This window comes from Ignavibacteriales bacterium, assembly GCA_016709765.1.
Lineage (GTDB): Bacteria > Bacteroidota > Ignavibacteria > Ignavibacteriales > Ignavibacteriaceae > IGN3.
Window position 1 is genome coordinate 38,666 of the sequence record JADJMD010000013.1, and the last position, 26,263, is coordinate 64,928.

Genomic DNA, 26,263 nt, shown 5'->3' on the forward strand with positions numbered 1-26,263 from the left:
AATTATTCTTCTTTATCCTGTGGCTTACCTTTAGCTATAACTTCAGGTTCAGCGGTTCCCTCAGCTTCACCTGCAACAGGTTCAGCCACTTTTTCAACTTTTGGATGTGTTACTGATGCAATGATAGATTCAGGTGAATTAAGAATATCAAAATTTTCAAACTTTAGATCACCTACATGAATAGCTTGCCCAAGCTTCAGTTCAGTAACATCAATCTCTAAATGTTCTGGGATATCTTTCGGTAAACAATCAATTTGTAGTTTATGAAGGGTATGTTGCAATATCCCGCCTTCTTTAATTCCAATAGCATTACCAACTAATTGAACAGGAACTTCAATTTGAATTTTCTCACCCTTTTTAAGACCTAACAAATCTATATGAACAATTTTTTCTGTAACGGGGTCAAATTGAACATCTTTTATAATACAATCTAATTCTTCGTGCCCATCAACATTAAGGGTGATTAAACTTGTTTTTGATGTGAACACGAGAGGATGAATTGCTCTTTCTGAAAATTGCACTGGCAGTGGTTCATGATGTTTTGAATAAAATATTGCAGGAACCTTTCCTTCTTTACGTAAAGCGCTTCTTGATGCCTTATCAATTTTATTACGCTTCTGTGCTTCTATTATTACTTTCTCCATTTTAACTCCGGGTCTTATTAACCTTTATCTATATTAAATAATGAACTAATTGATTCGTTTTTATAAGTTCTTCTAATTGCTTCGCCAAATAACGGTGCTGCTGAAATCTTTACAATTCGGTCAGATGCATTTTCATTAAAATTTATTGTATCAGTAACAAAAAGTCTATCTATATCACTACTGTTCAAACGCTCTATTGCAGGCCCTGAAAGCAACGGATGAGTAACCGCACCATATATCTTTTCTGCACCTTTAGCTTTTAGCGCTTTAGCAGCGCCAACAAAAGTACCAGCAGTATCTATCAGATCATCTACAAGTAAAATATCCTTGCCTTCAACTTCGCCAATAATATTCATCACTTCAGCAAGATTTTGTTTTGGTCTTCTTTTATCGATAACAATTAAACCGGAGTGAAGCATTTTTGCATAAGCCCTGGCAATTTTAATTCCACCAACATCTGGTGAAACAACTGAAAGATTATCAGACAAGTTATTTAAATGATCCAGAAAAATTGATGATCCATAAAGGTGATCAACCGGCAGATCAAAAAATCCTTGTATTTGCGAAGCGTGCAAATCCATTGTCATCACTCTATCAGCACCCGCTTCTGTAATAAGATTAGCCATTAGTTTTGCTGTAATAGAAACACGAGGCTGATCTTTTCTATCCTGTCTTGCGTATCCAAAATAAGGAATAATTGCTGTTATTCTTTTTGCAGATGCTCTTCTGGCTGCATCAATCATAATTAAAAGTTCAATAAGATTTTCAGCAGGTGGATTGGTTGATTGAATTAAAAATATCTCCCGTCCTCTGATGTTCTCACCAAACTTCACCCAAATTTCACCATCGCTAAATCTTTTTAACTCAAGCATTCCTAAATTAACACCAATCGACTCTGCAATTTTTTCCGCTAAAGGAACATTTGAAGTTCCTGCAAAGATCATATAACCGCTTGATGACATTTGAAAAATGCTCTATTAAAATTAAAAATAGGTGTTAAATATAAACAATGAGGTAAGTTATGTCAATAAAATTAAATGCTTATAAATCTATAAAACAATTTAATCTTTCTTCTTTCGGATAAGAAAGAAAATAACAATTAAGAGAACTAAACCTGCAAGAATATAAATCCAATAAGGCGTTTCTTTTAGTTTAAATGGCTTAAACGTAACGGAAATCGTTTTACCTCTTCCAATTTCGGATAGTGAATATGACCAGGTTAAATTATTACCAGACTTATTAGTTGCGTTGTGAGTGATAATATCGCCACGAATTTCATAATTATACGTAACATAATAAGCACTTCCATCCATCCCAAAACCAGTGGTAACAGGTGGAATAAATTGTGAAAATATTTTTTGTCCCGAGGCACCGTCTTCAAGCAAAAATCTGGATTGTGAGAATGCATTAGCGGTATTTAAAGAATCAACATTGTTAAAACTGAGCTGGATATTTGCATGAACTGTTGAATCTGTAGTATCGGAAAAAGTTATAACATCGATTATCTTTACAAATTCTGAAGAAAACTCGCTTCTTATTGAATCAGGATTAAATAGTTCTAAATTTAAAATTGTAGCTACACTGCTCGTATCAGAAAACTTCATCCAATAATTAATTTCCATATTCCCCGAACCATCGGGATAAATTGTTGTATTCTGTACATAGTTTAAACAACCGGTTAACATTAGAAGTGTTAGCAGCAATGATAAGATTAACTTTTTCAATTTATTAATTTCTAATTATTATGTGATGAATTTTAACAAACCAAATTTATAGAACATTCTATAATTATTCATTATGTTTGCCTTTAAATTTTAGGAGATTGTTTTGCCAACTTATGAGTATAAGTGTTTGAAGTGTGGAAATAGATTTGAAATTTTTCAATCTATGAAAGATGAGCCAACAAAAAACTGTCCTGTTTGTAATGGTGAAGTTAAAAGATTAATTAGTGCGGGTGCGGGTGCAATATTTAAAGGAACTGGTTTTTATCATACCGATTACAAAAATTCATCTAAACCATCAGAGACAAAAACTGCTGAAAAAGTTAAACCTGTCGAGAAATCAACAACAGAAATTAAGACTGTTAAAAAAAATACTGCTGATAAATAATTTCTTTTCAGCAGCACTTTATTTTAATTAAAAATCTGCTCCGATTGAAAAATAGAAAATAGGTTTTGCAAATTTATCAACATGATAAGCCCAAGCCACATCAAATCTTAAGAGAAAATAGAGGAAGAATACACGCGTACCAACACCTGTGCCCATTAGTAAATCTTTACTAACAACATTTCCATTTTCATCTTTATTAAAAAACTGCAACTTACCTGTATTATTCCATGCTGATCCAATATCTATATAAGCCACACCAAGAATATTACTAAATAAAATTGGTATTGGACCCGGAACAAGGTATCGAATCAAAGGAAATCTAAGTTCATAGTTCATTAAAAAATATTTAGAACCAATCTGCTCAGAATAATTAAAACCACGCATAGGTAAAACTGCTGTTAAAAAAGCATAATCACTTGTTGACTCAATTGGAATTTCTGAGGTAGCAAAGGATCTGTTAATCCAATTTTCAATTCCACCAAGAAAAAATCTTTGTGCATTTGATCCACCAGAATAACCACCCGAAAATCTCATTACAAAAGAGTAGTCAGTCCAGAATCTTAAATAGGTTCTATAATCACCGCTAAGCGTGTAGAAACTTAATTTTTTATTCCCAATTCCTGGATTACCATAAGCTTCAACTCTATATCTAGTCCCTTGTATTGGTGATGTGTATCCCCACATAACATTATCGTGAACAAATGCTAAAGATGGTATAATAAAAGAGGCTTCATCTGATGGAATGGATATATCATCAAGATTTTCTCCTTTTACATTTAACCAGCTTAACCCGCCTTCAAATCTATAAAAACGATTTAACGGCAAACTGGCTGAAATTGTTGCGCCATAGCTTCTGTATCTATAAAGATTAATAAAATTACCTCTTACTAGATTTACGAATCTTGCAGTATGATAACCCTGAACTCCATAATCAACTCTTCCGCCGAGATAATAATAAGCCAAACCGTAATCGCTGTTCTTCAAATCAATTTGCAAACCGGTAACTCCAACCAACCGATGATCACCTAAAACATCACTAAAAGAAAGGACTGTAGTTCCAATTAATCCATAGAAAGTGCTGTAACCAGCATTAGCGTAAATCAGATCAGGACCAAATGTAATTTTATATTTGTTTACACGATAATTTCCGTTGTTATCTAAATTATCTTTTGGAATAAATAATGAATCGTTTGCATAAACTTTTTCCTGTGATGAATCTTGTTTACCAAAAACAAAATTAGAAAAATCTCTTCCGCTGCTTTTTGATGATGAATCTACCTCAACAACATCACCCGTAAATATTTTAATTTCATCATCTTCAACATCGCTATTATTCTGTACAATAGTATTAGTATCAGTTTGGTCTTTAATGATCTTTATTTCAGACTTTCTATTTCGTTGCTCTTCTAATTTTGTAAAGTACAATGTGGGTGTAAGCTTATCAAGTTTAGTTTTTGTTTCAAATGGATTATCAAGCATAAATATATTATATACTGATTCATACAAAGTAGAAAAAACTAATTTCTTTGTGTCTTTTGATAAAGACAAATGATACAAACCGGTTAAAGAATTTGTAATCGGTTTTAATGGAGAATTTAGTACGGAGTTTTCAGATCCATTTTCTGCAAGCGATTTTGTATAAATATTATTTATTCCGTTTTGATCCGAAATCAAAATTAAATTCTCACCATTGGCTTCTTCTCTTGGTGATGTTTCATCACTTAATGGAAGATCAGTTATCCTAACTGTATTGTTATTTGATAGTTCATATTTGTAAATATCTTTTTGCGAGTAATTATGGTTCGATATTTTAAAATCATCAGGTAAATTTCTTCCATCAAGATCATCTCCTCTATCTGATGAAAAATAAATTGCCTTGTCGTCATGTGACCACGCAGGATCAGAGTCACTAAAAATATCATTTGTTAAATTTTTTGTTTCACCGGTTTGAAAACTATAAATATAAAGATCAGATTCACGCGTATTTTGTCCAATAAATGCAAGGGTTTTTCCATCATTGGACCATGTTACACTTTCAACCGCTTCAAAATTAATATCAAGAATTTCTTTATCTCCGGATTCAACATCAAAAATATAAATTGCATCAAAGCCGCTTCTCTTTGCCGATAAAGCTATTTTGGTTCCATCAGGCGACCACGTTAATCCTGGAGTTAAAATATTTAATTCTTCAAAATCAGGTGTTTGATTTCCTTCAACAATCCTCTCAAGTGTTTTTCCGGTCAAAGCATCCATAATATAAAGACCGAAATAGTAATCACGATTTGAGATAAACGCTATCTTATCACCTTGTGGTGAAAGTGTTGGAGAAGTATTATAAAATCCTTTATCTTTTTCAGGATCAGTTAATCTTTTTGCAAAATCTTCCGGATCATCTCTTAAAGCAACATCAGGCCAAAATGTTTTTTTAATGTCTTTTCTCCAGCGCTCACCTAATTCTTTAGTATCAATTCCTAAAGTGGCTTTAATTCCCTCTTCAACGCTACCGACACCTTTTATTTTATTTACTAACTCGCCAATTTTTTCTTTGCCATATTTGTTTGCGATATAATAAAAAACTGATTGTCCACCACGGTAAGCAAAATAACCGCCAAGCTGATTTATTTCAGGTAAATATTCACTTACCGCAGCATCACGTATAAACATATCTGTATCAACGTCCCAACCAAGCGCTTCGTACTCCGCTAATCCTTCGCTAAACCATAACGGAAATTGTAGTGAAATATTATTTGCGATAATGTTCTGAATTGAACCGCCATAAAACATATCATTCATTACTGCGTGGGTAAGTTCGTGATGAATTAAATGACGAAATTGCTTGTAAGATCCTGTAAACTGAATTACAACTCTATTTTTAAATAGCTCTGTAAACCCCTGTATCCCTTCACTTAAATATTGATCGATTACATTAGTTTCTTGAAATTCATTTTGAGAATTGAAAATAATTATCGTAACCCGATTGTTAACTCTATAATTAAGTGTTGATTGAATTGAGGTAATAGCATCTTCAGCAGCTTGGGCTGTAAATTCTGTAAGAGACTCACCATCCTGCGAAAAGTATATATCAAAATGTTTAGTTTGGATATAGTACCAATCATAATCCTTAATATGAATTTTATTTTTTCCAAATTGCCCAAATGCTGCAACGGAACAGAAAATAAATGATGCTAAAAAAAGTTTTACTACCTTCATCCTGCTTCCTTTGATTCAAGTATTATAAAATCTAACTCTGATCTTTCCTCATCAACACGGATAAGTTTTACAGAAATTTTATCCCCTAATCGATATTGTTTTTTCGTACGCTTGCCGACGATTGCGTATTTTTTTTCATCGTGAATGTAATAATCATCATCAAGATCTCTTAATCTAACCAAACCTTCTGCAAGAATATCTGTTATTTTAACAAAAATTCCAAAATTTGTTATACCAGAAATTATTGCCGAAAATTCATTCCCCTGATGATTCTTTAAATACTCGATCTGTTTTTGCTTAACGCTAAATCGTTCCGCTTCAACTGCATTTCTTTCAGTTGCGGATATATTTTCGCAAATTTCTTCCAATTGTGCAAGTGAATAAATTTCACCATTTTTTAAATTTTTATAATTAAAAAGTAAACGATGAACAATTAAATCACTATATCTTCTAATTGGAGAAGTGAAATGTGAGTAATACTTAAATCCCAATCCATAATGTCCAATATTATCAGGTGAATAAACTGCTTTAGCCATTGAACGAATTGCCAACTCGTTAATTAAACCCTCTTCTTCCTTGCCTTTAACCTGGTTAAGAAGATTTTGGAATCCTATAGATTTTGAACTGGCGTTCGGATCAAATGTGTAACCAAGTGTTTTTACAAACCGAGAAAATTCTACAATTTTTTCTTGATCAGGCAAATCATGAATTCGATAAACAAATGGTTTTACCGCCCCGGATTTTGGAACTGCAATCTGAGTTGCAACCAACTTGTTTGCAAGTAGCATAAATTCTTCTATTAGCATGTTGCTTTGTTGTAACTTCTTAACTAAAATTGAAACAGGAACTCCATTTTCATCAAGATTAAACTTTACCTCAGGAGATATAAAATTAAAACTGCCTTCCCGCATTCTTTTTTTTCTGTAAAGCTCTGCAATCTTATTTAATTCCAAGATATCTTCAACGAGATCTCCTTTTTCGGTATCAATAACTTTTTGAGCTTCTTCATAAGTAAATCTTCTTTTACTGTTTATGATAGTTTTTTCAATCAAGTAGTTGATAATTTTTCCGCGTGGAGTCATTTCAACAATAACGGAATAAGTAAGTCTGTCTTCAAAAGGAACTAGTGAACAAATTTGGTTTGATAGTTTTTCCGGCAGCATTGGAATTACTCTTCCAACAAAGTAAACGCTGTTACCTCTTTCTCGAGCTTCAACATCAAGTGCGGAATCTTTTTTTACATAGTGAGACACATCCGCAATATGAATTCCTATGGATAAGTTTCCATTTTCCAATCGTTCCAAAGAAAGTGCATCATCAAAATCCTTTGCGTCTTCTGGATCAATTGTAAAAACATTTTTATTTCTAAAATCTATACGATTATTAATTTCTTCTTTTGGAATGGCAGTTGGAATGCTCTCCGCTTCTGCTAAAACAGAATTAGGGAATTTATATTTCAGATCAAACTCACGCGCTATCGAAATAATATCTGTTTCGTGTGTTCCCGATTTTCCTATTACTTCAACAACTTCACATTCCGGATTGAGCATTGAAGAATCCCAAACTAACTTACCTACGACAACTTTATCCCCCGTTTTAGCACCGTTAAGTTTCGCTTCTGTTATGTATATATCCCTGTGAAGTTTTGGATCATCAGGTGAAATAAAAAAGAATGATTTGGATTTTTTAATTATTCCAACATATTCTTTACGTTTTCTTTCAACGATATTTACAATTTGCCCTTCAATATTTTTACCTTTTTGTTTGGCAAATAATTCTACTTCCACTAAATCACCATCGAAAGCTGTCCCAATATTTCTGGCAGCAATAAAAATATCACCATGTTTTTCATTATTGATATTTACAAATCCAAAACCATTTCTGTTAATTTCAAGTCTGCCTTTTAACCTGTTTGTTTGCGGTACTTTGTTAAGCTGGTATTTTTTTCCCGTTCTGATCAGAAAGGATTCTGATTCAAGTTTATGAAGCGCTGCTTTTAAAGAAGCATATTCGTGATCAGAATTAAATCCAAGTTTAGATGCAACATCTTTGGATTTAAATCCCCTACCCTGATTTCTGTTAAAGAAAGCTTTTAATTCTTTTTTCATTAAAACTCAAAATTATATTTAAAACCACCTTCAAAGAAAAGTGGATTGTTAATTGATGATGTCTGATTTTCAGACTCTTTTCTTTCCAATCGTAATTGTAATCTCTCTGTAATTGGATATTCCATTCTAACATTTGCACGACTTAAATCCTGTAACACTTCAGTTGAGCCACCAATTTGATATTTAATCTTCCAAACTTTACCAAGTAAGCTAAACTTTGTATCAGTTGCAGTTTGCCTTAATTGAAAACCTGTTACATAATTATCAAAATATTGATTTAACACTTCTCCAATCAATGAACCAGCAAGTGAAGTAGTAGTTGAAGCAACTAAGTTCTTATCATTTTGATTATTATCATCATCAGGAAACTTACCAATAATTAGGAAATACATTGCATCTGTAGCATTTTTTGTTGGATCTTTTTTATCATCTTCAATTGCCTGTCGCCCCATATAAACACCAATATTATCTTCATCCTTAATAAAGTTCTGATCAAGTTCACTTAATGGTCCCTTTAACTTTATCTTAACAGCTACTTCCTGCTCGGTAGTTCCATTACTAGAATTTGGCGGGATGTAATAATCATTGTAAGTGGATGTAATATCAATAATTGGATTTGTAATTTTATCAAACTTTACATTTCCTTTTGCTGAAAAGGATTTTATAAAACTTAAACTCGAACCTTCAAGCAGTTCAAGTTCGCCACCAGATTTAGTTTTGCCATTCAACGATTCAAGGAAAAAATCACCGTCTAAAATAGCTAATAAATTTTGATCAAGTTCTTTGGAAAGAACAACAACAACTTCGGCTTCTGTTTTAAGTTTTATATCAAGTGTGTAATCAAAACGATAACCATTAACATCAATATTCAGAATTGAATCATTTTTATTCGTTATTTCAATCAAACTATCTAATTCAAGGATAAGATTATCTATACCTTTTGTGTGATTGGTATATTTATAAATAAACCCGGAGTTACTTGAATACGCTGATTTACTAAGCGGAACTATAATATCAGCTACTGTTACATCTATCGGAAGATTAACATATGAAATACCTTTTTTTGCTGAATAGATTATGTCGCCCCTACTTTGCAGTGCAAGATCACCATATACAAGTGGACTTGATGATTTAGATATTTTATCAAGTACCTTTAAATCTCCATTTACCTTAATAAATGTCGAATCCAATTTAAATTCATTTAGTTTTACAAATCCATCACCTTTTAAAGTACCACCTTGTTTTGTTCCAAATACGTTTTGCAATGTTATGCTTTCGATGGTAATGTCGTCATCATCAATCCAAACCTTGGTATTAAAATCATAATCAAGATTATTATTAGTTACTTTAAATTTTGCATCGTTAATACTAAAGTATCCAATTGCTATAGGCTTAGAAACTGTGCCGGATATATAAATATCAGTTTCAAGTTTTCCTTTTTGAAACTGGACATAAGGGATAATGTTTTTAAGAGAACTTAAATCAAATTCATCTGATTGGATTGTTAAATCAATTGACTTTTGAGAATTAGAGATTGAATCCTTAGTTGAAGTTAACATTAAAGGGAAATACCCTGAAATCAACATAGCGGGTGTATCATTATTCTCGGTGGAATCAAGAAATCTTACATCTGCATTTAATTTATTATCTGAATAATCAAAAACAGAGAGCAATGAACCAAAATTACTTTCACCATATTTAATTTTATTAACAGATGTTGTAATTAAAAATTTTGGATCGCTAAAATTTCCGGTTACTAAACCTTTAAGATTTATATCCGCATCAATTTTTTTCTGCCCAAAGTTTCCCAAAATACCTGTTGTCAGCATTTCCCCTTTAAGTGAATCAAGACTAACATTAATGGTATCTTCACCAGTTGGTCCAAATGTACCTCCTACATTTAACGTCCCATTAGCAACGTCTAAAATAAAATCTTTAAAATCTAGTGTTTCATTGGAGTATGCTAGAGCAAGATTGTGCTTATTATGGACGTTAAACTGATTATAGTTAAAATTAAAATTTGTTATATTTAACTGAAGTTCTGCATCATTAAAAATTGCATTTGCATTAATTTTTGTTGTAATGTTATTCTCATATTTTGCAGATGCTGATAAATCAATTTGATTATTTGACAGAGTTAGTTTTGAGTTAACATTATAAATATTTGCACTTGCATACATTCTATCAGAGGTAAACTCAATTTCAGCATCTAAATTTCCCGAATATCCAGTAATGAGATGATTAGAAAGTTTACAATTAAGCTTTGAGTTTATAAGAAAATAAAGAGCTTCATCATTCCAATATTTTAGATAATCAAAATCAGAAATAAGTGAAATAGATAAAGAATCATTTGAGGACTTCATAAATCCATTCATCTGTCCATCAAGCTCTAGTTGATCTTTTCCCAAAGTTAGATTCATGGATTCCTTAAAGTCTAAAAGATAATCTAAATCAAAATCATTTATAGAGGTTTGATTTTCTGACAACAATGTATACGAATCAGAATTGAATAAGGAATCTTTTTTAAAGATTGGATTAAACTTTTCATCAATGGCACTACTTATTATTTCTGCTTCACGAGAAATCACATCACCCAAAGAAGTTATTAAGAAATTACCGCTAATTGTAAAATCTGCAATATCAGAAATAACATTAATTATTTTTTTGCCATTATCATTTCTTCTCAAATCCATAATTAATCTTGTACTGTCAATATCAAAATCTAAAAATCTGGATTTTTTAATATCGGTTACAAGAAATAAATCCATACTATCGGGATTAAATCCCTGCCCACTCGCTTCAAGTGATAAATTTAGTTCTGAATCAAGTGATTCGTTATTGAGAAGTTTTGATAAATTTATTCCATTCAGTTTACCTTTAATATCGTATGTGGGATCATTTGGATTATTAAAATCCAAATTTGCCAGCAACTTTACGGAAGATGAATCTGATGATAAGGATAAAGTTGTAGTGATCAATCCGTCTTCCGCACTTGAAGTAATATTTAAATTATTAAAATATTTTTCTCCGAACCTGGATGACACTGCGTTCATAGATAGATCTAATTTTATTTTTTGCGGATCAAATCCAACACCGCTGATTTTAATCTCAGAATTCATATCCGTTGAAATGGATAGGAAAGGACCAATATCAAGATTTTTTGTAATCAGAATTGCATCATATTTCATTGCTGAAGAACGTAAATCAATATCAGCATTCCCATTTAAATTTCCTTTATCGGTTCTAATTGCAAAAGTAGTTTTAAATTCTAAAGGTCCACCGTAATAATTCAAAGTATCAATTCTAAATACACCGAATTCCATGTACTCAGGTAAATCTAAATCCTTTAAAAATTTATTAGGATCAGATGGATCTATGTAGGAATCGGTCACTCTTACATCAAAAATCATCTTATCTGCATCCAGTAAATTTTTAAGAACACCTTTTGCTTTAAGAGATGTGTTATTATAATTAATTTTAAACTTCTTAAGTGATAACTCGTTAAATGTTCCAGAACCTTCCAGGTCAGTAGAGATTATTCCCGCAAACATTTTCATTACCGGAACATAAGTTGTAACGTCATCAACATTCAATTTTGTAGATAATAAACTCAACCGAACCGGTGCTGCTGCAAGTTCTTCCATAGAAAAATCTGTTAGGAAATCTACACCTAAAATTGCGGCACTAAGTTCTATATCAGAATCATTCGTGATTAAATGAAGTTTGTTGATCCCAGCTAATTCGGGACTAAGCAGAATACTGCCGCTTAAATGCTGCAGTTGAAAAAAATTAAAGTTTGGGTTAAATGAAACGTCACTAATTGTAAGCCTGTATGCGTATTTATTAAGATCAGCAAATGCATTAAATGAAACATTTAAGTTCTTGATTCGCAGATCGTCCAAATTCATGCTTTGATAATTTTCATTACTTCCAACTTTATCATATCTCTGCATTGAAAAATCAACATTGGTTAATCCAAAATCAGCAACCTCAATGGTAAAAGGGAATTCAGAAGAACTTGTGTCTTCGGGTTCAGTTGATGCAGGGAATATTTTAAGAAGATTTAATTCTCCATCATTTTCTTCAACAAGATGAATCTTCGCATCTTTTAATTCAAATTTTCTTACATAAATATTTTTAAAAAGTATTTTTAACGGACTTGTTCTTAATTCAATATTTCCGGCTGAAATAACAGTATCATTTTGTAAAGAAGTTAGACTAACATTTTTAATAAGTAGTGAAGTAAAAATTGTTCCGTCAATCTCTCCTATAGATAGTTTTCCTTGTATTTCACTATTTACAGTTTCAACAATTGTATCACGCAGCCAATCTTTAAAAATAGAAGTTTGAGATACTCCAAAGAAAACCAGGAACAGCATAAAGATGCCGACAAAAGTGTAAACAAAAATATTTACACCGTAGCGTAAAGCTTTTCTGCCTTTGCCAATAATCTTCTTGGTCTCTGTCTGTATCTTTTTCTCGTCCACTAATCTTTATATAGTTCTTTAATAATTTTTATGATGTTTGAAGTTGATTGGTCATTTACAAATTTTATTGTTTTGACCTCACCACCGTTAGCTTCAACAATTTCTCTTCCTACAATTTTATCAATCGCCCAATCAGCGCCTTTAACCAGAACATCGGGAATCAATTCACTAATAATTTCTGCAGGAGTATCTTCCTCAAAAAAAGTTACATAATCAACAGGCTTTAAATTGGATACAATAAATGCTCGTTCGTCCTGCTTTAATATTGGCCGTTTATCACCTTTTATATTTCTAATTGATGAATCAGAATTTAAAGCTAGGATTAAAACATCGCCCATCTCTTTTGCTTTAACAAGATAATCAACATGACCAGAATGAATTAGATCAAAACAGCCATTAGTAAACACAACTTTTTTATTTTGCTGTTTTAGCTGCTCTCTAATTATTTTTATCTCTGTTCGAGATTTTATGTTACTCATTTATTTTCTCGCGCAACAGTATCAAAAAGTTTATCAAGTTCAATCGGAATAATTCCAACTTCCTCACACACAATTCCGCCTGCATAGTTTGCAAGATAAGATGCTTCATAAATATTAGCGCCTGCAGCAAGCGCAATAGTTAAGGTTGAAATAACAGTATCGCCAGCGCCGGAAACATCAGCAACCTTTCTTGCTTTAGTTGGCATACGTTTTTCTGGTTTCCCTTTTTTAAAAACTGCAATACCATCTTCGCCTAGAGTTAGTAAAACATTTTTGGAATTAAGTTTTTTTAGCAATGTGTTACCCGCAAAAGAAATATCAGCATCAGTTTTGATTTTCATTCCAAGTATATCTTCAGCTTCTTTTCTATTAGGTTTGAAAACGGTAACATTTTTATATTCATAAAAGTTGTTGAACTTAGGATCTACAGTAACAAGTTTTTTATTCTTATTAGCTAATTCAATTAATTGGGCAATAAGTGAAGAAGATAAAACTCCTTTATTGTAATCCTGAAGTATAATTCCATCTAATTTTTTAATTATACTTTTTACATAATCAAAAATTTTATTCTGAATATCTTTTGCTATCGTTTCTTTACTCTCTTTATCAATTCTAACAATGTGCTGACTATCTGCAATTACACGTGTTTTTGCAGTAGTTGGTCGTGATTCATCAACTATAAGTCCGTGATGAGAAATTTTTTGTTCAGATAAAAGAGAATTAAAAATGGTTCCATGATTATCGTAACCGATTACTCCAATTGGTTCAGCAATTCCATTTAATGCAGAAATATTTAACGCAACATTTGCAGCTCCGCCAAAACGGTAAAATTCATTTTCCACTTCCAGTACAGGAACCGGGGCTTCTGGAGAAATTCTTTTAACATCACCCCAGAAATAAATATCAAGCATCATATCGCCAATTACAGCAATACGTTTTTGTTTAAAATTCTTTTTTAACTGAAGTAATCTTTTTTCAGAGATTTTAATCATTGATAAGCCAGATTAGTTAATAAATTTGTCTGAAAAATAACTATAAAAAATGTGGGTAAAAAGTGGCGAAAACACAGGATGAATATGGATAAAGGCAGAGGTAAAACGGCTGTTTCAAAAGTCCTAAACACAAAATTGTCATTCCCAAATAAGTGGGAATCTATTTTGTTACTAATGTTTTGGTTTTTTGTTTGCGCCCGGGGGGGGGGGGGGGGGGGGGAGAGGCTAAAATTGTTACTTAAGAAAAAGTTAATTTAATGTCATCATAATCACTTTAATAAAATCATTTTTTTGGATTCTATGAAATTATTCACCTTTAGGCTATATATGTAAACTCCACTCGCCAATCCTTTTGAATTAAACTGAACTTCATAACGGTTCGCTTTTTGAAATTCATTTTTAAGCGTTACAACCTCCTGTCCTAGTATATCGAATATTTTTATCGTTACAATTCCATCCTGCGGTATAGCATATCTAATTATTGTTGTTGGATTAAATGGGTTTGGGTAGTTCTGATATAACTCATAACTAACAATTGGATTTGTTGGGGCACCTGGTTTATATGTTAGTCTTGGAAAATTATTTTTATACTCCTCAATCACTCCTTCAACAATTTCTCTTGCAACTGTTATTGAGTTTAATGCATCCGTTCCTCTTCCAACTACATATGCAGCAATAATATCAATAGGTTCATTTTGCTTTAATTTGAATGGACCTGTGCTGAGTATGTTTCTTTGATCGGCGGATGTAGTTTCTATCCACCCAATTTGGGTTACTGGATCACCCGAAACCCACAATCGATTATTTACTTCATTACAATTTACTCCACCTAATACTTGACCATAACTAAAAGTACAAGGATCCGGATAATTGCCAAAACGAGTTTTACCCATTAAATAATTTCTTACATAAATAGATTCACTAGGATCACTTAAGCTTGGATCTCCGCCAATAGACATAGTATGAGCTGAAATATTTGAGTTCCTTGAACTTGGGAACATTCGTGTTCCTAATAATTCTCCCAATTTGTTGTAGGCAGTATCTGTATTTAATCCTGTATCAGTAATTGGTCCCTGTAATAAAGTTGTAAAAAAAGATGGTACATTATTACCATATTGCCAATCATCTCCATCATTATAAACCAATCCCGAATTTAGCAACGTATCACAACCAACACGATCATCAGTTGCTTCACCTAAATCTGTATCAGCCCAAAAACCAAAGTAAACCGAATCATAATCAATAACACTTTTATTTAAAATCTTATATCTTAAAAACATAACATTTTCTAAACCAGATTCTTTTGAAGTAAATATGGTCTGAGCAATTTCAATATCTTTTGGAGCTACTCTCAATCTTCTTAAAGAATCAGGCAATCCATCATTATAAACACACCAGACAGTTTCATCTCCAAGAATCATCGGCATATCTTCATCACTATCCCAGATGCCATTAAAATTATTATCAATAGGGTCGTAAATTCCACTATGGTCTCCATCATAAAACTCAGCACCACGTACTACAGCGTCTTTCCAAACCTGCCAGGAGTTTCCGAAAGGTTTATCATCTGCATTTAATACATAAATAGAATTTCTTTTGTCTTTTGGATCAGAACCAATGTTCCCCGGAATATAATCTTCGATCAATGAAGCTGAAGCAACGCCGTTCGCCCAGATTGAATCTCCTTCAAGCCCGGACATCAAAAACCCACTTGAAAATAAAAAAACAACGTCATCATACTTGCCGCCAAAACTTGATATAAGAATATCAATCTCATCATCTTTTATTACAACATTATTGTTTTCATCATAAGCCTCTAAAACTCCTGGTAATAAATTATAAGCATACGGATAACCTGAAGCAGCAATTATACCTTTTTTATTAATTGGGATTTTAAGATTATTTTTTTCTATCAAATAGACATCATAATTAACTAGTCTTGGAACTTCGAACACATTGGCAAATATGCTGTCATTGACTTCACCATCTAATCGTGTTCCATCATCAAACAATTCTCCGGTTAATTGACCATCTGCAAAATCTATTAACACTTTACCAACGGATTCATCATCAATGACCAAAGCTTTAATAGTACATTTGTTTTTTAGAGTATCAATATTGTTACTGTAAGAATATATTATATAAGGTGGAGTTTTATTCTCTTCAAACTTACCGGGTATAAGAAATGTTAGATTATAATTGTTTGTAAACCTCTGGGTTGTGTACGAAAGTAATGGTGAGTTATCATAGTAAGTAAGATTAAGATAATTATCATCACCAATGTATTTTGTTAATTGTTTTTCCGGCTGCCAGGTGTTTCCCAAATCTTCACTGATTCGGTAATATAAATCGGAAGTAAGGTAATTAGTTGGTGAGTTCCATTCAGGGTTTATATAAGGATACGTTGATTCTTTTTGGTAAACTAACCAAAGTCTATTATCATCTGTAATAATTGCTCTTGGAGATTTTATTTGTAATGGATCCTCAATGATTGTCTCAAGACTTGACCATGTTTGTCCACCGTTAGTACTACTCATTTTCTTAATTTTATTTACAGAAACAGGAGTACCCTCGATAAAGAACGCTTTCAAATTCTGATCATCGCTTGTTACCAGGCTAACGTCAGAGACATAAGTTGTAGAACTATAAATCACTTTAGCTGTATCAGTCCAGGTTGTGCCGTTATCTGTACTTTTTTTAAACCACAAATAACGTCTGCCGCGATTATTAAAAGCCAAATAAATATGATTAGACAAAGATTTTGCAAAAGTCATTTCAGAAATTTGTTTTGAACTACCGCTACCTGAGGTAGCTCCTTTAATTTTTGTTGGACTGCTCCAACTTTGACCTGAATCATCAGATTTAATTATAGTAATTGAATCACTGCTAAGAGTAGAATTTGAATAAGCCCAGCAAAGAATTATTCGATTCGTATTTGTTTTTATAGCACTCAGTTTTAATAAAACACTAACTGCATTTGAAGGGAAATTATAAACTAACGATTGCTGTGACCAGCTATTACCAAGGTTTGTTGTTCTAATTGAGAAGAGCGAGTCTTGAGTTGGATTGATAAAAAAGAATAATAACTCGTTATCATTAATAGCAACAGAAGCAGATTCCAGAACATCTTTATACTGTAAAGGAATTTGTTTTAGATCTGATATCTGAGAACAAATTAAATTCGTAAAAACAAAAATGAGAGAAACGACTAAACACGAACGATAATAAATCTTTGTATGCATTTTTTGCCCCTTAGCAATTTTAAAGACAACCAAACGTACAAAAATAATTTTACGAAGTAAAGGAAGAAGTTACTTCTTCAGATGTGCAAGCTCATTACCCAATTTTAATCTTACTAATCCTTCGGATGTTCCGATCCAAAGATTAATTCCATCAAAGTAAAGTGAGAGGATGTTTGAGGTTGTGATCTTTAATTCGCTAAGATCAACTGGTACAACTTTTTTTGTAATGCGATTAATTAGAAATAAACCTTTGCCATATTCTTCTTTGTCGTTTTTCCTAAACTCGTAAACACCGGTCCAAATGTAGTTACCTGTTTTTGCTAAACAATAAATTCCGTTACCGCCAAGTCCGTTTGCTTTAGATATTCTATCCCATTTTAGTTTTCTATCCCAAACATAAATGCCGCCGGGATTGTACTCCGGTTGTTCTTTTGTTACAAACTCATCGGTGCCAAACCAAACCTCATTGCTCGTAAATGCAAAATCGGAAACTGAAACTGAATTTCCATCTTCGTTAAAATTTCTGTTGTTATTTTTAAAATAACTCCAGGCAGATTGGACATCAACATTTTTTGTGTTTTCAAACTTATGCACACCAGCTTCTACACCAAACCAGATTGCACTATCGCCATCAAATACAATTGCATTAAAGTTATTAGTTTTTTCATCGCTGTTTATTACACGATTGTAATCGGTAAACCTATTTCTTTTAAGATCAAAAACTGTAATGTTTCTAAATCTGCCAATCCACAATCTATTTTTCTTTTCATCAAAACTTAAACTTCTTATCCAATTTCCAAACTCTCCGCCCTGTGCAAATTTTCTTTTAGTCCATTTTTTAGTTTTTTTAGAATAGATAAACAAACCTTCATTTGCGCCAGCCCAAATATAATCTTTACTTGCGGCAACGCAGTGAAAAAGATCATTGTCTAAAGTTGAACTCTTGCTTGAATAGTTTGTCCATTTGCCATCTTTATTAGAATACTGATATATCCCCTGTCCATAAGTAGAAACCCAAATTGAGGTTCCTTCTTGTTTGATATCTGTAATTCGTGCGCCCTCAAGAAACAGTTGGGATTCAATCTGTGCAAAAGATATTGATGAAACTAAAAGAAGAAAGGAAATTAAATTTTTTATTTTTGAAAGCATTATTTGTGAAACTTGAATATGAATGAAAACTGGGACAGCAAAATAAATTAAGAAAATCAGGCTATCATTTTGCTTTCTAAGAACTCATGATCAATTTCTTCAAAATCGGAATTAAAATGTTCTTTAAATCCATTAAGAATTGATGCGTTTAATTTAGCATAATCTATTTCAGTATTCAGTGCAGATTTTAAGTCAATCGTTGTTGATGCAATTTCCTGAAACATTGCTTTTCTTAATTCATCAGTAACATTAAGATAATCAACAATTTTTTTATGATATGCGCCGCAAAGAATCGATCCGTGCTGAAGAATTACATTTCCTAATTTTCTTTGCGCGCTGCCAACTATTTTTTTCCCTTTTAAATTCAATTCACTTTTTGCAGAAACCGCAAAACATATCGAACTAATTTCTGATTTATAAAACTCTTTAAAGTCTGGTTGAGTATTTTCTAAATCGATTGCATCCAATCTTGAATCAAAATTAATTAAGCCTTTTCGTAAAGCAAGATTTATTTCGTTGTAAATATTTTTTGCTGATGATGATGCGCCTATCGGATATATTACGGAATAAGTTAATTCTTGAGAATGAAGAATCGCTCTGCCGCCAGTTGGTCTTTTAACAACATCAATCTGATGATATCTTGTTTTGGCAAAATCTATATCTTCTAAAGATTGATTTGCCCCAAGAGAGATACAATAGGGATTCCATCTATATAATCTTAAAATTGCGTTGTTAGGATTAAAATTTTCCGAAAGAAAAACATCAAAATCCATATTGAACTTGCCGCTGTTAACACCGGAGTTTAGAAATTGCCATTTCATTTGCCGATAATTCCGCGCTTACTTGCTCTAACAAATTTAATTATATCTTGAACGTGCTGATTTGTTCCAAACTCAGTTTCAACTTTGGCAATTGCCTGTGACACATTAAAACCTGAGTTATAAATTGTATCATAGGTTTTTTTGATAATATCAATATCATCATTCGTAAATCCACGTCTTCGCAAACCAACTTTATTCAAGCCTTCATATCTTATTGGAAATCTTCCGCTCATAACAAATGGAGGAACATCTTTTACAACTAGGGAATTAGCACCAACCATTGCGTGTTTTCCAACATGACAAAACTGATGAACAGCGCATGCACCAGCCAAAATTACCCAATCCTCAATGTGTACATGTCCGCCAATTTGTACAAGATTAGCAAAAATAACATTATCACCTACAACACAATCGTGGGCAACATGGGTGTAGGCCATAAATAAACAATTTTTCCCAACTCTGGAAAAACCTGTTTCCTGTGTGCCCCTGTGGAATGTTACAAATTCATGAATAACAGTATCATCACCTACGTAAAAGCAAGTAGCTTCATCGCCAAACTTTAGATCTTGTGGTCGATGGGCAATAGAAGCAGATTGATAAATCTTAACGCGATTTCCAATTCGTGCACCATTATATATTACAGCGCTTGGTCCTATCTGGCAATCATTTCCTATTTCAACATCATCTTCGATAATGGTAAAAGCTTTAATAATATTATTATCACCAATTTTAGCTTTACTGCTTACAATTGCAGTTGGATGGATAGAATTCATTTTTAATCTTCTTCCGCTTTTTTAGGTCTATCAACAATGCCAGCCATAAATTCAGCTTCTGCAACAAGAACATTTTCTACATACACTTTGCCAGCCATGGTAAATGTACTTGATTTTTTTTGTAGCAACTCAACTTCTAGAAAAAGCTGATCTCCGGGAACAACAGTTTTTCTAAACTTTGCTTTATCGATTTTCATAAAGAAGACGAGTTTCTCTTCGAAATTTGGTAACGAGTTAAGAAGCAGTATTCCACCTGTTTGCGCCATCGCTTCAATTAATAAAACACCCGGCATTACAGGTTGACCTGGAAAATGTCCGGTAAAAAATGGTTCATTAATTGTAACGCACTTTACACCAATAACTTTCTTTTCAACTTCAAGATGAATGATCTTATCCACAAGCAAAAATGGATAGCGGTGAGGTAGTATTCTTTCAATTGCATTTATATCAAATACAACCCCTTCTTTTTTTACAAACTGAAATTTCTTAACAAGCTTTTTTTGTTGATAAAGTTTTCTTACTTGTTTGGCAAACTCAACATTAGCTTTGTGTCCTGGTCTTGCCGCAAGTATTTGTGCTTTTATAGGTGCTCCAATTAGTGCAAGATCACCAATCAAATCCAGCAACTTATGCCTTACCGGTTCATTTTTGTATCTAAGTTTTTTGTTATTAAGAATTCCATCATCACCAAGAACAAATTTTTCTTTAATGCCAATTCTGGTTCCCAAATTATCTAACTCATCCTGCTTCAGTTGATGATCAACAATTACAACAGCATTATCAAGATCACCACCTTTAATCAAGCCTTGATCAGCAAGTGCTTCAACTTCACTTAAAAAACAAAATGTTCTTGCAGATGCAAATTCATTTACAAATTCTTTATCAAGATCAAACATACCTGTGTGCTGACTTCCAAGAGCGGGATTTTGATAGTCAACCATTACAGTCAATCTGTATTGATCTAAAGGCAAGGCAACAATATCAACTTGTCTTGATTCATCCGAAAAAGTTACGGTTTCATCGATTATTAAATAATCTTTTGGAGCATCTTGTTTTTCTATTCCGGCTTCCAACAAAGCATTTACATAAGAGATCGCACTTCCATCACCAATTGGAGGCTCAATGCCATTGAGTTCGATAGAAATGTTATCAATCTGCAATCCTGCAATAGCGGCGAGAACATGTTCAACTGTATAAACTTTTGCTTCACCAATTCCAATTGTTGTACCACGCGAAACATCTACAACGTTATCTGCAATTGCTGGTATTTCCGGGTTGCCTCCCAGATCAACTCTGATAAATTTAATACCTGCATTTATCGGAGCAGGTTTAAAGGTCATTGTGCATTGTGTGCCCGTATGAAGTCCGATACCGCTTAATGTTGCGGGTTTAGAAATAGTTCTTTGTTGTTCAATCATTAAAATTCCAGTTTTTTATAATATTAGGGAAAAAAATAGCAAGATGGGAGACTAAATACAATTTTATGGGTTACTGATTTTGTAGAGTATCAAATGAAAATTTATTTTTTGTTCAGTTGTTCTTTAAGCTGGTTAACTTGATTTTCAAGCTCTTTTATTCTATCAGCATAACCAGAAATAAATCTAACTTGAGCTTGCATTTTTTGGTAAGATCTCATTTCCATCGCGGGAGAACCGGAATAGTAACCCGGCTTTAGAATTGATTTTGAAACACCAGATTGAGCTGTAATAACCACGTTATCGCCAAGCTCAATGTGCCCAACTAGTCCGGCTTGTCCGGCAAGTATACAGTGCTTACCTATTTTTGTGCTGCCCGAAACTCCAGTTTGTGCCGATACAACAGTGTCTTCACCAAGAATTACATTATGCGCTATCTGAACTAGATTATCTATTTTACATCCACGTTTAATTATTGTCGAACCCAACGCGGCGCGATCAATTGAAACATTAGAGCCGAGTTCAACATCATCTTCAATAACTACATTCCCAATTTGTGGAATTTTTTCGTACTCACCTTTTTCATTAGGGTTATATCCAAAGCCGTCACTTCCAATTACTGTTCCCGAATGTACAATAACATTATTTCCCACAACACAATTTTCCCTAATGCTTACATTTGAATGAATTAAACATTCATCACCTATTACTACACTATCTGCAAGAACAGTATTATGAAAAATTTTAGTGTTAGCTCCGATTTTACATTCCGAAGAAATAACTACATTTTTTCCAATCGCAACATTATCAGCAAGCTTTGCAGTTGGATGAACGAAGGCTGAGGAATCAATTCCGTTAAGGGGAAATTCTGGAGTGAAATATTTTTTTAGGATTGTAAAGAATGCTTTTTCGGGAGATTCAACTTCGATATATGCAATGTTATTTCTTGATTTATTAAATCCGGTCTTAACAATTATCGCGGAAGCTGATGTGGTTGAAAAATATTTTTCGTAAGCAGGCAGATAAAGAAAAGTTAAGTCCCCTGATTTAGCTTCTTCAATTTTGGCAACATTATTTATTACAGTATTAATATCACCGGAAACAGTTCCATTAATTAAAGAAGCTATTTCACCGATACTAATCTTCATTTAAAGTTTTACTTAAGTTTAAGTTTTTCAAGAACCTGAGAAGTAAGATCATATTTCTCTTTTGCAAATAGTATCATAATGTCACCACTTCTATCAAACACAAAATCGTAATCTTCTTTTTCCGCAATTTCTTTTAAAGCACCAAAAATTTTATTTTGAACAGGTTTCATTAACTCATCTTGCTTTTGAAAAAGTTCGCCATTAGTACCAAATTTCTTTTCGCGATATTGTGCAATTTGTGTTTCTAATTGAACAAGCGCTGCTTCGGTTTCAGCTCTTGTTTGATCGGTCATAATCAATTTACGTTTTTCGTAATCATCATACTTTGTTTTCCATTCAGCCTCAAGCTTATTAAGTTCAGTTTGCCATTCCTGAATTAAGGCATCAAGTTTTTGTCTGGAGTCTTGCACATCCGGAAGATTATCCATTATTGCATCAGAATCAATATAACCAATTTTTAGCTGTGCAAATGATATTGATGTGGTAATAAGTAGAACTGAGAGAATTATTATTTTTTTCATCGGAAACCTGTTGTTAAATTTTACTTAACCAAAACATGATAAATAAAAAAATAAAATTCTCCCCAAAAAATTATGGGGAGAACTTACCTAATCAAAAAAAATCTAGTTGCCTCTTTTTAATCTATCTAAAACTTTAAATGTAATATCAAAAGATGAATCAGCATAAAGCAGAATTATATCACCGCTTTTATCAAACACAAACTGCATGTTTTCTTCTTTAGATACTTTTTCAATAGCAGCATATATTTTTGCTTTTATAGGAGCAAACAAAGCTTCTTGCTTTTTATAGATTTCGCCGGTGCCTTGTGTAAACTTAGCTTTTCTAAAATCCATAATATCCTGTTCCATCTTAACTATTTTCTGTTGGAATTCAGTTTTCTTTGCATCATTCATAGTTTCAGCTTGTTTCTGATAATCCGCAATTGATTGCTGATATGATAGAGTCATAGAATCTAACTGAGTTGACCATCTATTTGTAAGAGCATCAAGATCACCCTGAGCTTTAATTGATTCTGAGAATTGAGTTAATATAACTTCAGAATCTACATAACCAATTTTTAAAGGTGATTGTGCAAATGAAGTAAAACCTAAAACTAAAAATGCTAACACTAAAATGTAACTTTTCACTATTTTCCTCGTTCTTTATGATTGTACAATTTGTTTAAAAACCTTTACCAAACTGAAAATGAAATAACCAGGTTGGGTCTTCCCCATCAGTAATTTTTCTATCAAAACCGTAACCAAGATCAAATCCTATAAGACCAATAGGATTGATTAACAACCGCGCGCCAAAACCAACTGAGCGACGAAGATCAAAAATATCTGTTTTCTGAAAATTTTCAAATACATTGCCAGCTTCTGCAAACATTAAAAGATAAAGTGGAATTGGTTCTAAGGTAACAGCAACTCTAAACTCAGCACCAAATTTTGCCATAACTCTTCCGCCAATAACTTGCCCAGTTGATGGATTTTTGGGGCCAACGGTTCTATCATCATAACCTCTAAGTGATGTAGTGGCAATGATTAGTCCATTTCCACCCATATAAAAGAACTCAAAAGGCTGAATGTTTGTGCCGGTAACAATTTCATCCAAGTAGCCAACATTGGCAACAGTATACAGCGCTAATCGATTGGAATTAAATAATCGTCTGTACCATTCCGCTGTAAAACCAATTTTTAGGTAGTCAACATTACCTGGTAGTACCGGGCCGCCGGAAAGTTCAACATCTAAAAGCAATGAGGAACCTGCTGATGGGAAAATAGGATTATCAATATTTTTTCTTGAGATAAGTGCACCTACAGAAAATTGATTACTTTTTCCTTCGCGATAATATCCTTGCCCTTCAATTACATTATTGTATTGATACTTAAATCTTCCCTGAACATAAAAGAAATCATCAGGCCATTTTAATCTGCGCCCAACTCTTATTGTTGCACCGGATTGACGAAGATCATAAACATATTGTTGTCTTGTATCAAAAAGTTCAGCACCAACAGAAGTTGGAGTATCAAACATCCATGGTTCAGTAAAACCTAACGTAAAAGTTCTATACAAACTTCCAACACCAAATTGCCAGTTAAAACTTAAAACTTGTCCGCCGCCAAGTCTAAATGGTTCAGCAATTGAAAAGTTTGTTAGTGTAACACCAATGGCACCACTGAACCCAAAGCTTCCGCTATAACCAACAGAAGCGTTAAGATAGTCACTAGATTTTTCTTCGACTTTAAAACCTACATCAACTGTGCTATCGCTGGATAATTTTGTCGTAATACCTTCTGGACCGTAGAGCTGCTCAACATTAAAGTACTGAAGGTTTGCAAGATTTTGGACGCTACGGAAAAGTAATGCACGGTTAAAATAATCTCCGGGAATAGAATACAATTCCCTACGAATTACTTTTTCTTTTGTCTTATCATTTCCAAAAATATCTACTCGCCCAATTTTAAACTGATTTTTTTCTTCAATCCTAATTGCTACGTCAATGGAATCTTCACCAACTTTAGTTTCCTTAGTTTGAAGATTAAAAGTTAAATATCCATTATCAAGATATAAAGCTGAAACATCGGATTGTTTTTCATTGCCACGTAAATTCTGTTCAAACTTTTCAAGATCATAAACATCACCGGGTGCAAAATCTAATCTTTCATTTAGTACCACTGAAGGATAAACTGTATTGCCCTCCCAATTAACGTTTCTAATTTTATACTGCGGACCTTCGTAAACATCCATAACAATTTTCAGATCCTTTTTATCATCAGAATAAAGCAAAGAATCCGAAACAATCTCCGCATCTCTGTAACCATTTTTTTTGTAGAAATTAATAATTAGCTCTTTATCTTTTTTATATTTTTTAGGATCAAACTTTCCACCGCCCCAAAACTTCCACCATTTTGTCTCGGATATTTCATCCATTTCTCCTTTAAGATCACCATTATCAAATGCATTATTATTATTAAAAGCAATCTCTCTAACCCTAACCTCGTCGCCTTCTTTAATATTAATTTTTAGGAGTAATCGTTCTTTTATTTTAGTGATAAGATCTGAAGATCTACCTTCAGATGCATTGTATTCAACTTCATATTCATCAGCAAGATCAACTGTATTTTGCCACCTTACGTATATTTTATCGTCAATTGTATCGGCTGCAAAGTACTTGTAATACAATGCTTTTATGTCAGAATTAAAATATCCTTCTTCTTCATAAAGACCATTTATACGTTGGATAAGTTTTGCAACATCCTGTGGTTTTAAAATTGAACCACGCAAAAATGTAATTTTCTTTTCGATATCATCAGAATCTATTTCATCATTTCCTACAATAACAACTTTTTCAAGCCTTGGATATTCCTGAACCTTAATGATAAGAAAAACACCTTCGCCTAATTGTTTATCGACAACAATTTGAACATCAGAAAAAATATTTAATGCCCATAGATTTTTAATTGCATTAATTGTTTTATCACCGGGAACCTGCACCTCATCGCCTACTTTTAAGCCTGAAGCAACGATAATTGTATTTACATCAGATGATTTACTACCATCAACTGCAACACCAAGTATTTTGTACGTTGTTCTTTGCTGGGCAAATATTGCTGTAGAAAAAATTAGTATAAAAAATATGAAAAAATATTTAGGCAATTTAAATGGGGAGGAAATGAACATTC

Annotated in this window: 18 protein-coding genes; 1 reads left to right on the forward strand and 17 read right to left on the reverse strand. The window is 32.8% G+C overall.

The window, feature by feature from the left end:
- Window positions 1-2 precede the first annotated feature (2 nt).
- The 3 genes from IPJ23_09955 to IPJ23_09965 form a co-directional block, all read right to left on the reverse strand.
- Complete coding sequence (locus tag IPJ23_09955; GenBank protein ID MBK7630999.1) at window positions 3-644, reverse strand: 50S ribosomal protein L25; 642 nt, start codon at window positions 642-644, stop codon at window positions 3-5.
- Window positions 645-661: 17 nt separating this feature from the next.
- Complete coding sequence (locus tag IPJ23_09960; protein ID MBK7631000.1) at window positions 662-1,606, reverse strand: ribose-phosphate pyrophosphokinase; 945 nt, start codon at window positions 1,604-1,606, stop codon at window positions 662-664.
- A 99-nt stretch (window positions 1,607-1,705) separates the two neighbouring features.
- A complete protein-coding gene (locus tag IPJ23_09965) occupies window positions 1,706-2,368 on the reverse strand; it encodes a hypothetical protein (protein MBK7631001.1) in 663 nt (220 codons plus the stop codon).
- A gap of 103 nt (window positions 2,369-2,471) precedes the next feature.
- Between IPJ23_09965 and IPJ23_09970 the strand changes: the two genes are divergently transcribed.
- Window positions 2,472-2,753: a zinc ribbon domain-containing protein gene (locus IPJ23_09970; GenBank protein MBK7631002.1), complete on the forward strand. Its 282-nt coding sequence runs from the start codon at window positions 2,472-2,474 to the stop codon at window positions 2,751-2,753.
- A 27-nt stretch (window positions 2,754-2,780) separates the two neighbouring features.
- On the opposite strand, the gene IPJ23_09975 is transcribed toward IPJ23_09970, so the two are convergent.
- The 14 genes from IPJ23_09975 to bamA form a co-directional block, all read right to left on the reverse strand.
- On the reverse strand, window positions 2,781-5,963 hold the full coding sequence (locus IPJ23_09975; GenBank protein MBK7631003.1) for a PD40 domain-containing protein: 3,183 nt from the start codon (window positions 5,961-5,963) through the stop codon (window positions 2,781-2,783).
- Entirely contained in the window at window positions 5,960-8,071 is a 2,112-nt protein-coding gene (gene rnr / locus IPJ23_09980; GenBank protein ID MBK7631004.1) for a ribonuclease R, read from the reverse strand. The genes IPJ23_09975 and rnr overlap by 4 nt, the downstream gene beginning before the upstream one ends.
- Window positions 8,071-12,558, reverse strand: a complete 4,488-nt coding sequence (locus tag IPJ23_09985) for a hypothetical protein (protein ID MBK7631005.1) — start codon at window positions 12,556-12,558, stop codon at window positions 8,071-8,073. The genes rnr and IPJ23_09985 overlap by 1 nt, the downstream gene beginning before the upstream one ends.
- Entirely contained in the window at window positions 12,558-13,037 is a 480-nt protein-coding gene (rfaE2, locus tag IPJ23_09990) for a D-glycero-beta-D-manno-heptose 1-phosphate adenylyltransferase (protein MBK7631006.1), read from the reverse strand. Before rfaE2 ends, IPJ23_09985 begins: the two co-directional genes overlap by 1 nt.
- The gene (rfaE1, locus tag IPJ23_09995) at window positions 13,034-14,029 is read right to left on the reverse strand and encodes a D-glycero-beta-D-manno-heptose-7-phosphate kinase (GenBank protein ID MBK7631007.1); all 996 of its coding nucleotides are present in this window, start codon (window positions 14,027-14,029) and stop codon (window positions 13,034-13,036) included. Before rfaE1 ends, rfaE2 begins: the two co-directional genes overlap by 4 nt.
- Before the next feature lie 269 nt (window positions 14,030-14,298).
- Entirely contained in the window at window positions 14,299-17,271 is a 2,973-nt protein-coding gene (locus IPJ23_10000) for an exo-alpha-sialidase (protein MBK7631008.1), read from the reverse strand.
- A 69-nt stretch (window positions 17,272-17,340) separates the two neighbouring features.
- Window positions 17,341-18,420, reverse strand: coding sequence for a hypothetical protein (locus IPJ23_10005; GenBank protein ID MBK7631009.1), 1,080 nt, complete (start codon window positions 18,418-18,420; stop codon window positions 17,341-17,343).
- Window positions 18,421-18,476: 56 nt separating this feature from the next.
- Window positions 18,477-19,241: a lipoate--protein ligase family protein gene (locus tag IPJ23_10010; protein MBK7631010.1), complete on the reverse strand. Its 765-nt coding sequence runs from the start codon at window positions 19,239-19,241 to the stop codon at window positions 18,477-18,479.
- Window positions 19,238-20,014: an acyl-ACP--UDP-N-acetylglucosamine O-acyltransferase gene (lpxA, locus tag IPJ23_10015; GenBank protein MBK7631011.1), complete on the reverse strand. Its 777-nt coding sequence runs from the start codon at window positions 20,012-20,014 to the stop codon at window positions 19,238-19,240. The genes IPJ23_10010 and lpxA overlap by 4 nt, the downstream gene beginning before the upstream one ends.
- Window positions 20,015-20,016: 2 nt before the next feature.
- A complete protein-coding gene (locus IPJ23_10020; protein ID MBK7631012.1) occupies window positions 20,017-21,432 on the reverse strand; it encodes a bifunctional UDP-3-O-[3-hydroxymyristoyl] N-acetylglucosamine deacetylase/3-hydroxyacyl-ACP dehydratase in 1,416 nt (471 codons plus the stop codon).
- 101 nt (window positions 21,433-21,533) lie between these two features.
- On the reverse strand, window positions 21,534-22,577 hold the full coding sequence (lpxD, locus tag IPJ23_10025; GenBank protein MBK7631013.1) for a UDP-3-O-(3-hydroxymyristoyl)glucosamine N-acyltransferase: 1,044 nt from the start codon (window positions 22,575-22,577) through the stop codon (window positions 21,534-21,536).
- 8 nt (window positions 22,578-22,585) lie between these two features.
- Window positions 22,586-23,098 (reverse strand): OmpH family outer membrane protein, encoded by a 513-nt coding sequence (locus IPJ23_10030; protein MBK7631014.1) that lies wholly within the window; start codon window positions 23,096-23,098, stop codon window positions 22,586-22,588.
- A gap of 102 nt (window positions 23,099-23,200) precedes the next feature.
- Window positions 23,201-23,713 carry an OmpH family outer membrane protein gene (locus tag IPJ23_10035; protein MBK7631015.1) on the reverse strand — a complete coding sequence of 171 codons (513 nt, stop codon included), beginning with the start codon at window positions 23,711-23,713 and terminating at the stop codon, window positions 23,201-23,203.
- A 46-nt stretch (window positions 23,714-23,759) separates the two neighbouring features.
- The gene (gene bamA / locus IPJ23_10040; protein MBK7631016.1) at window positions 23,760-26,261 is read right to left on the reverse strand and encodes an outer membrane protein assembly factor BamA; all 2,502 of its coding nucleotides are present in this window, start codon (window positions 26,259-26,261) and stop codon (window positions 23,760-23,762) included.
- Window positions 26,262-26,263: the final 2 nt, after the last annotated feature.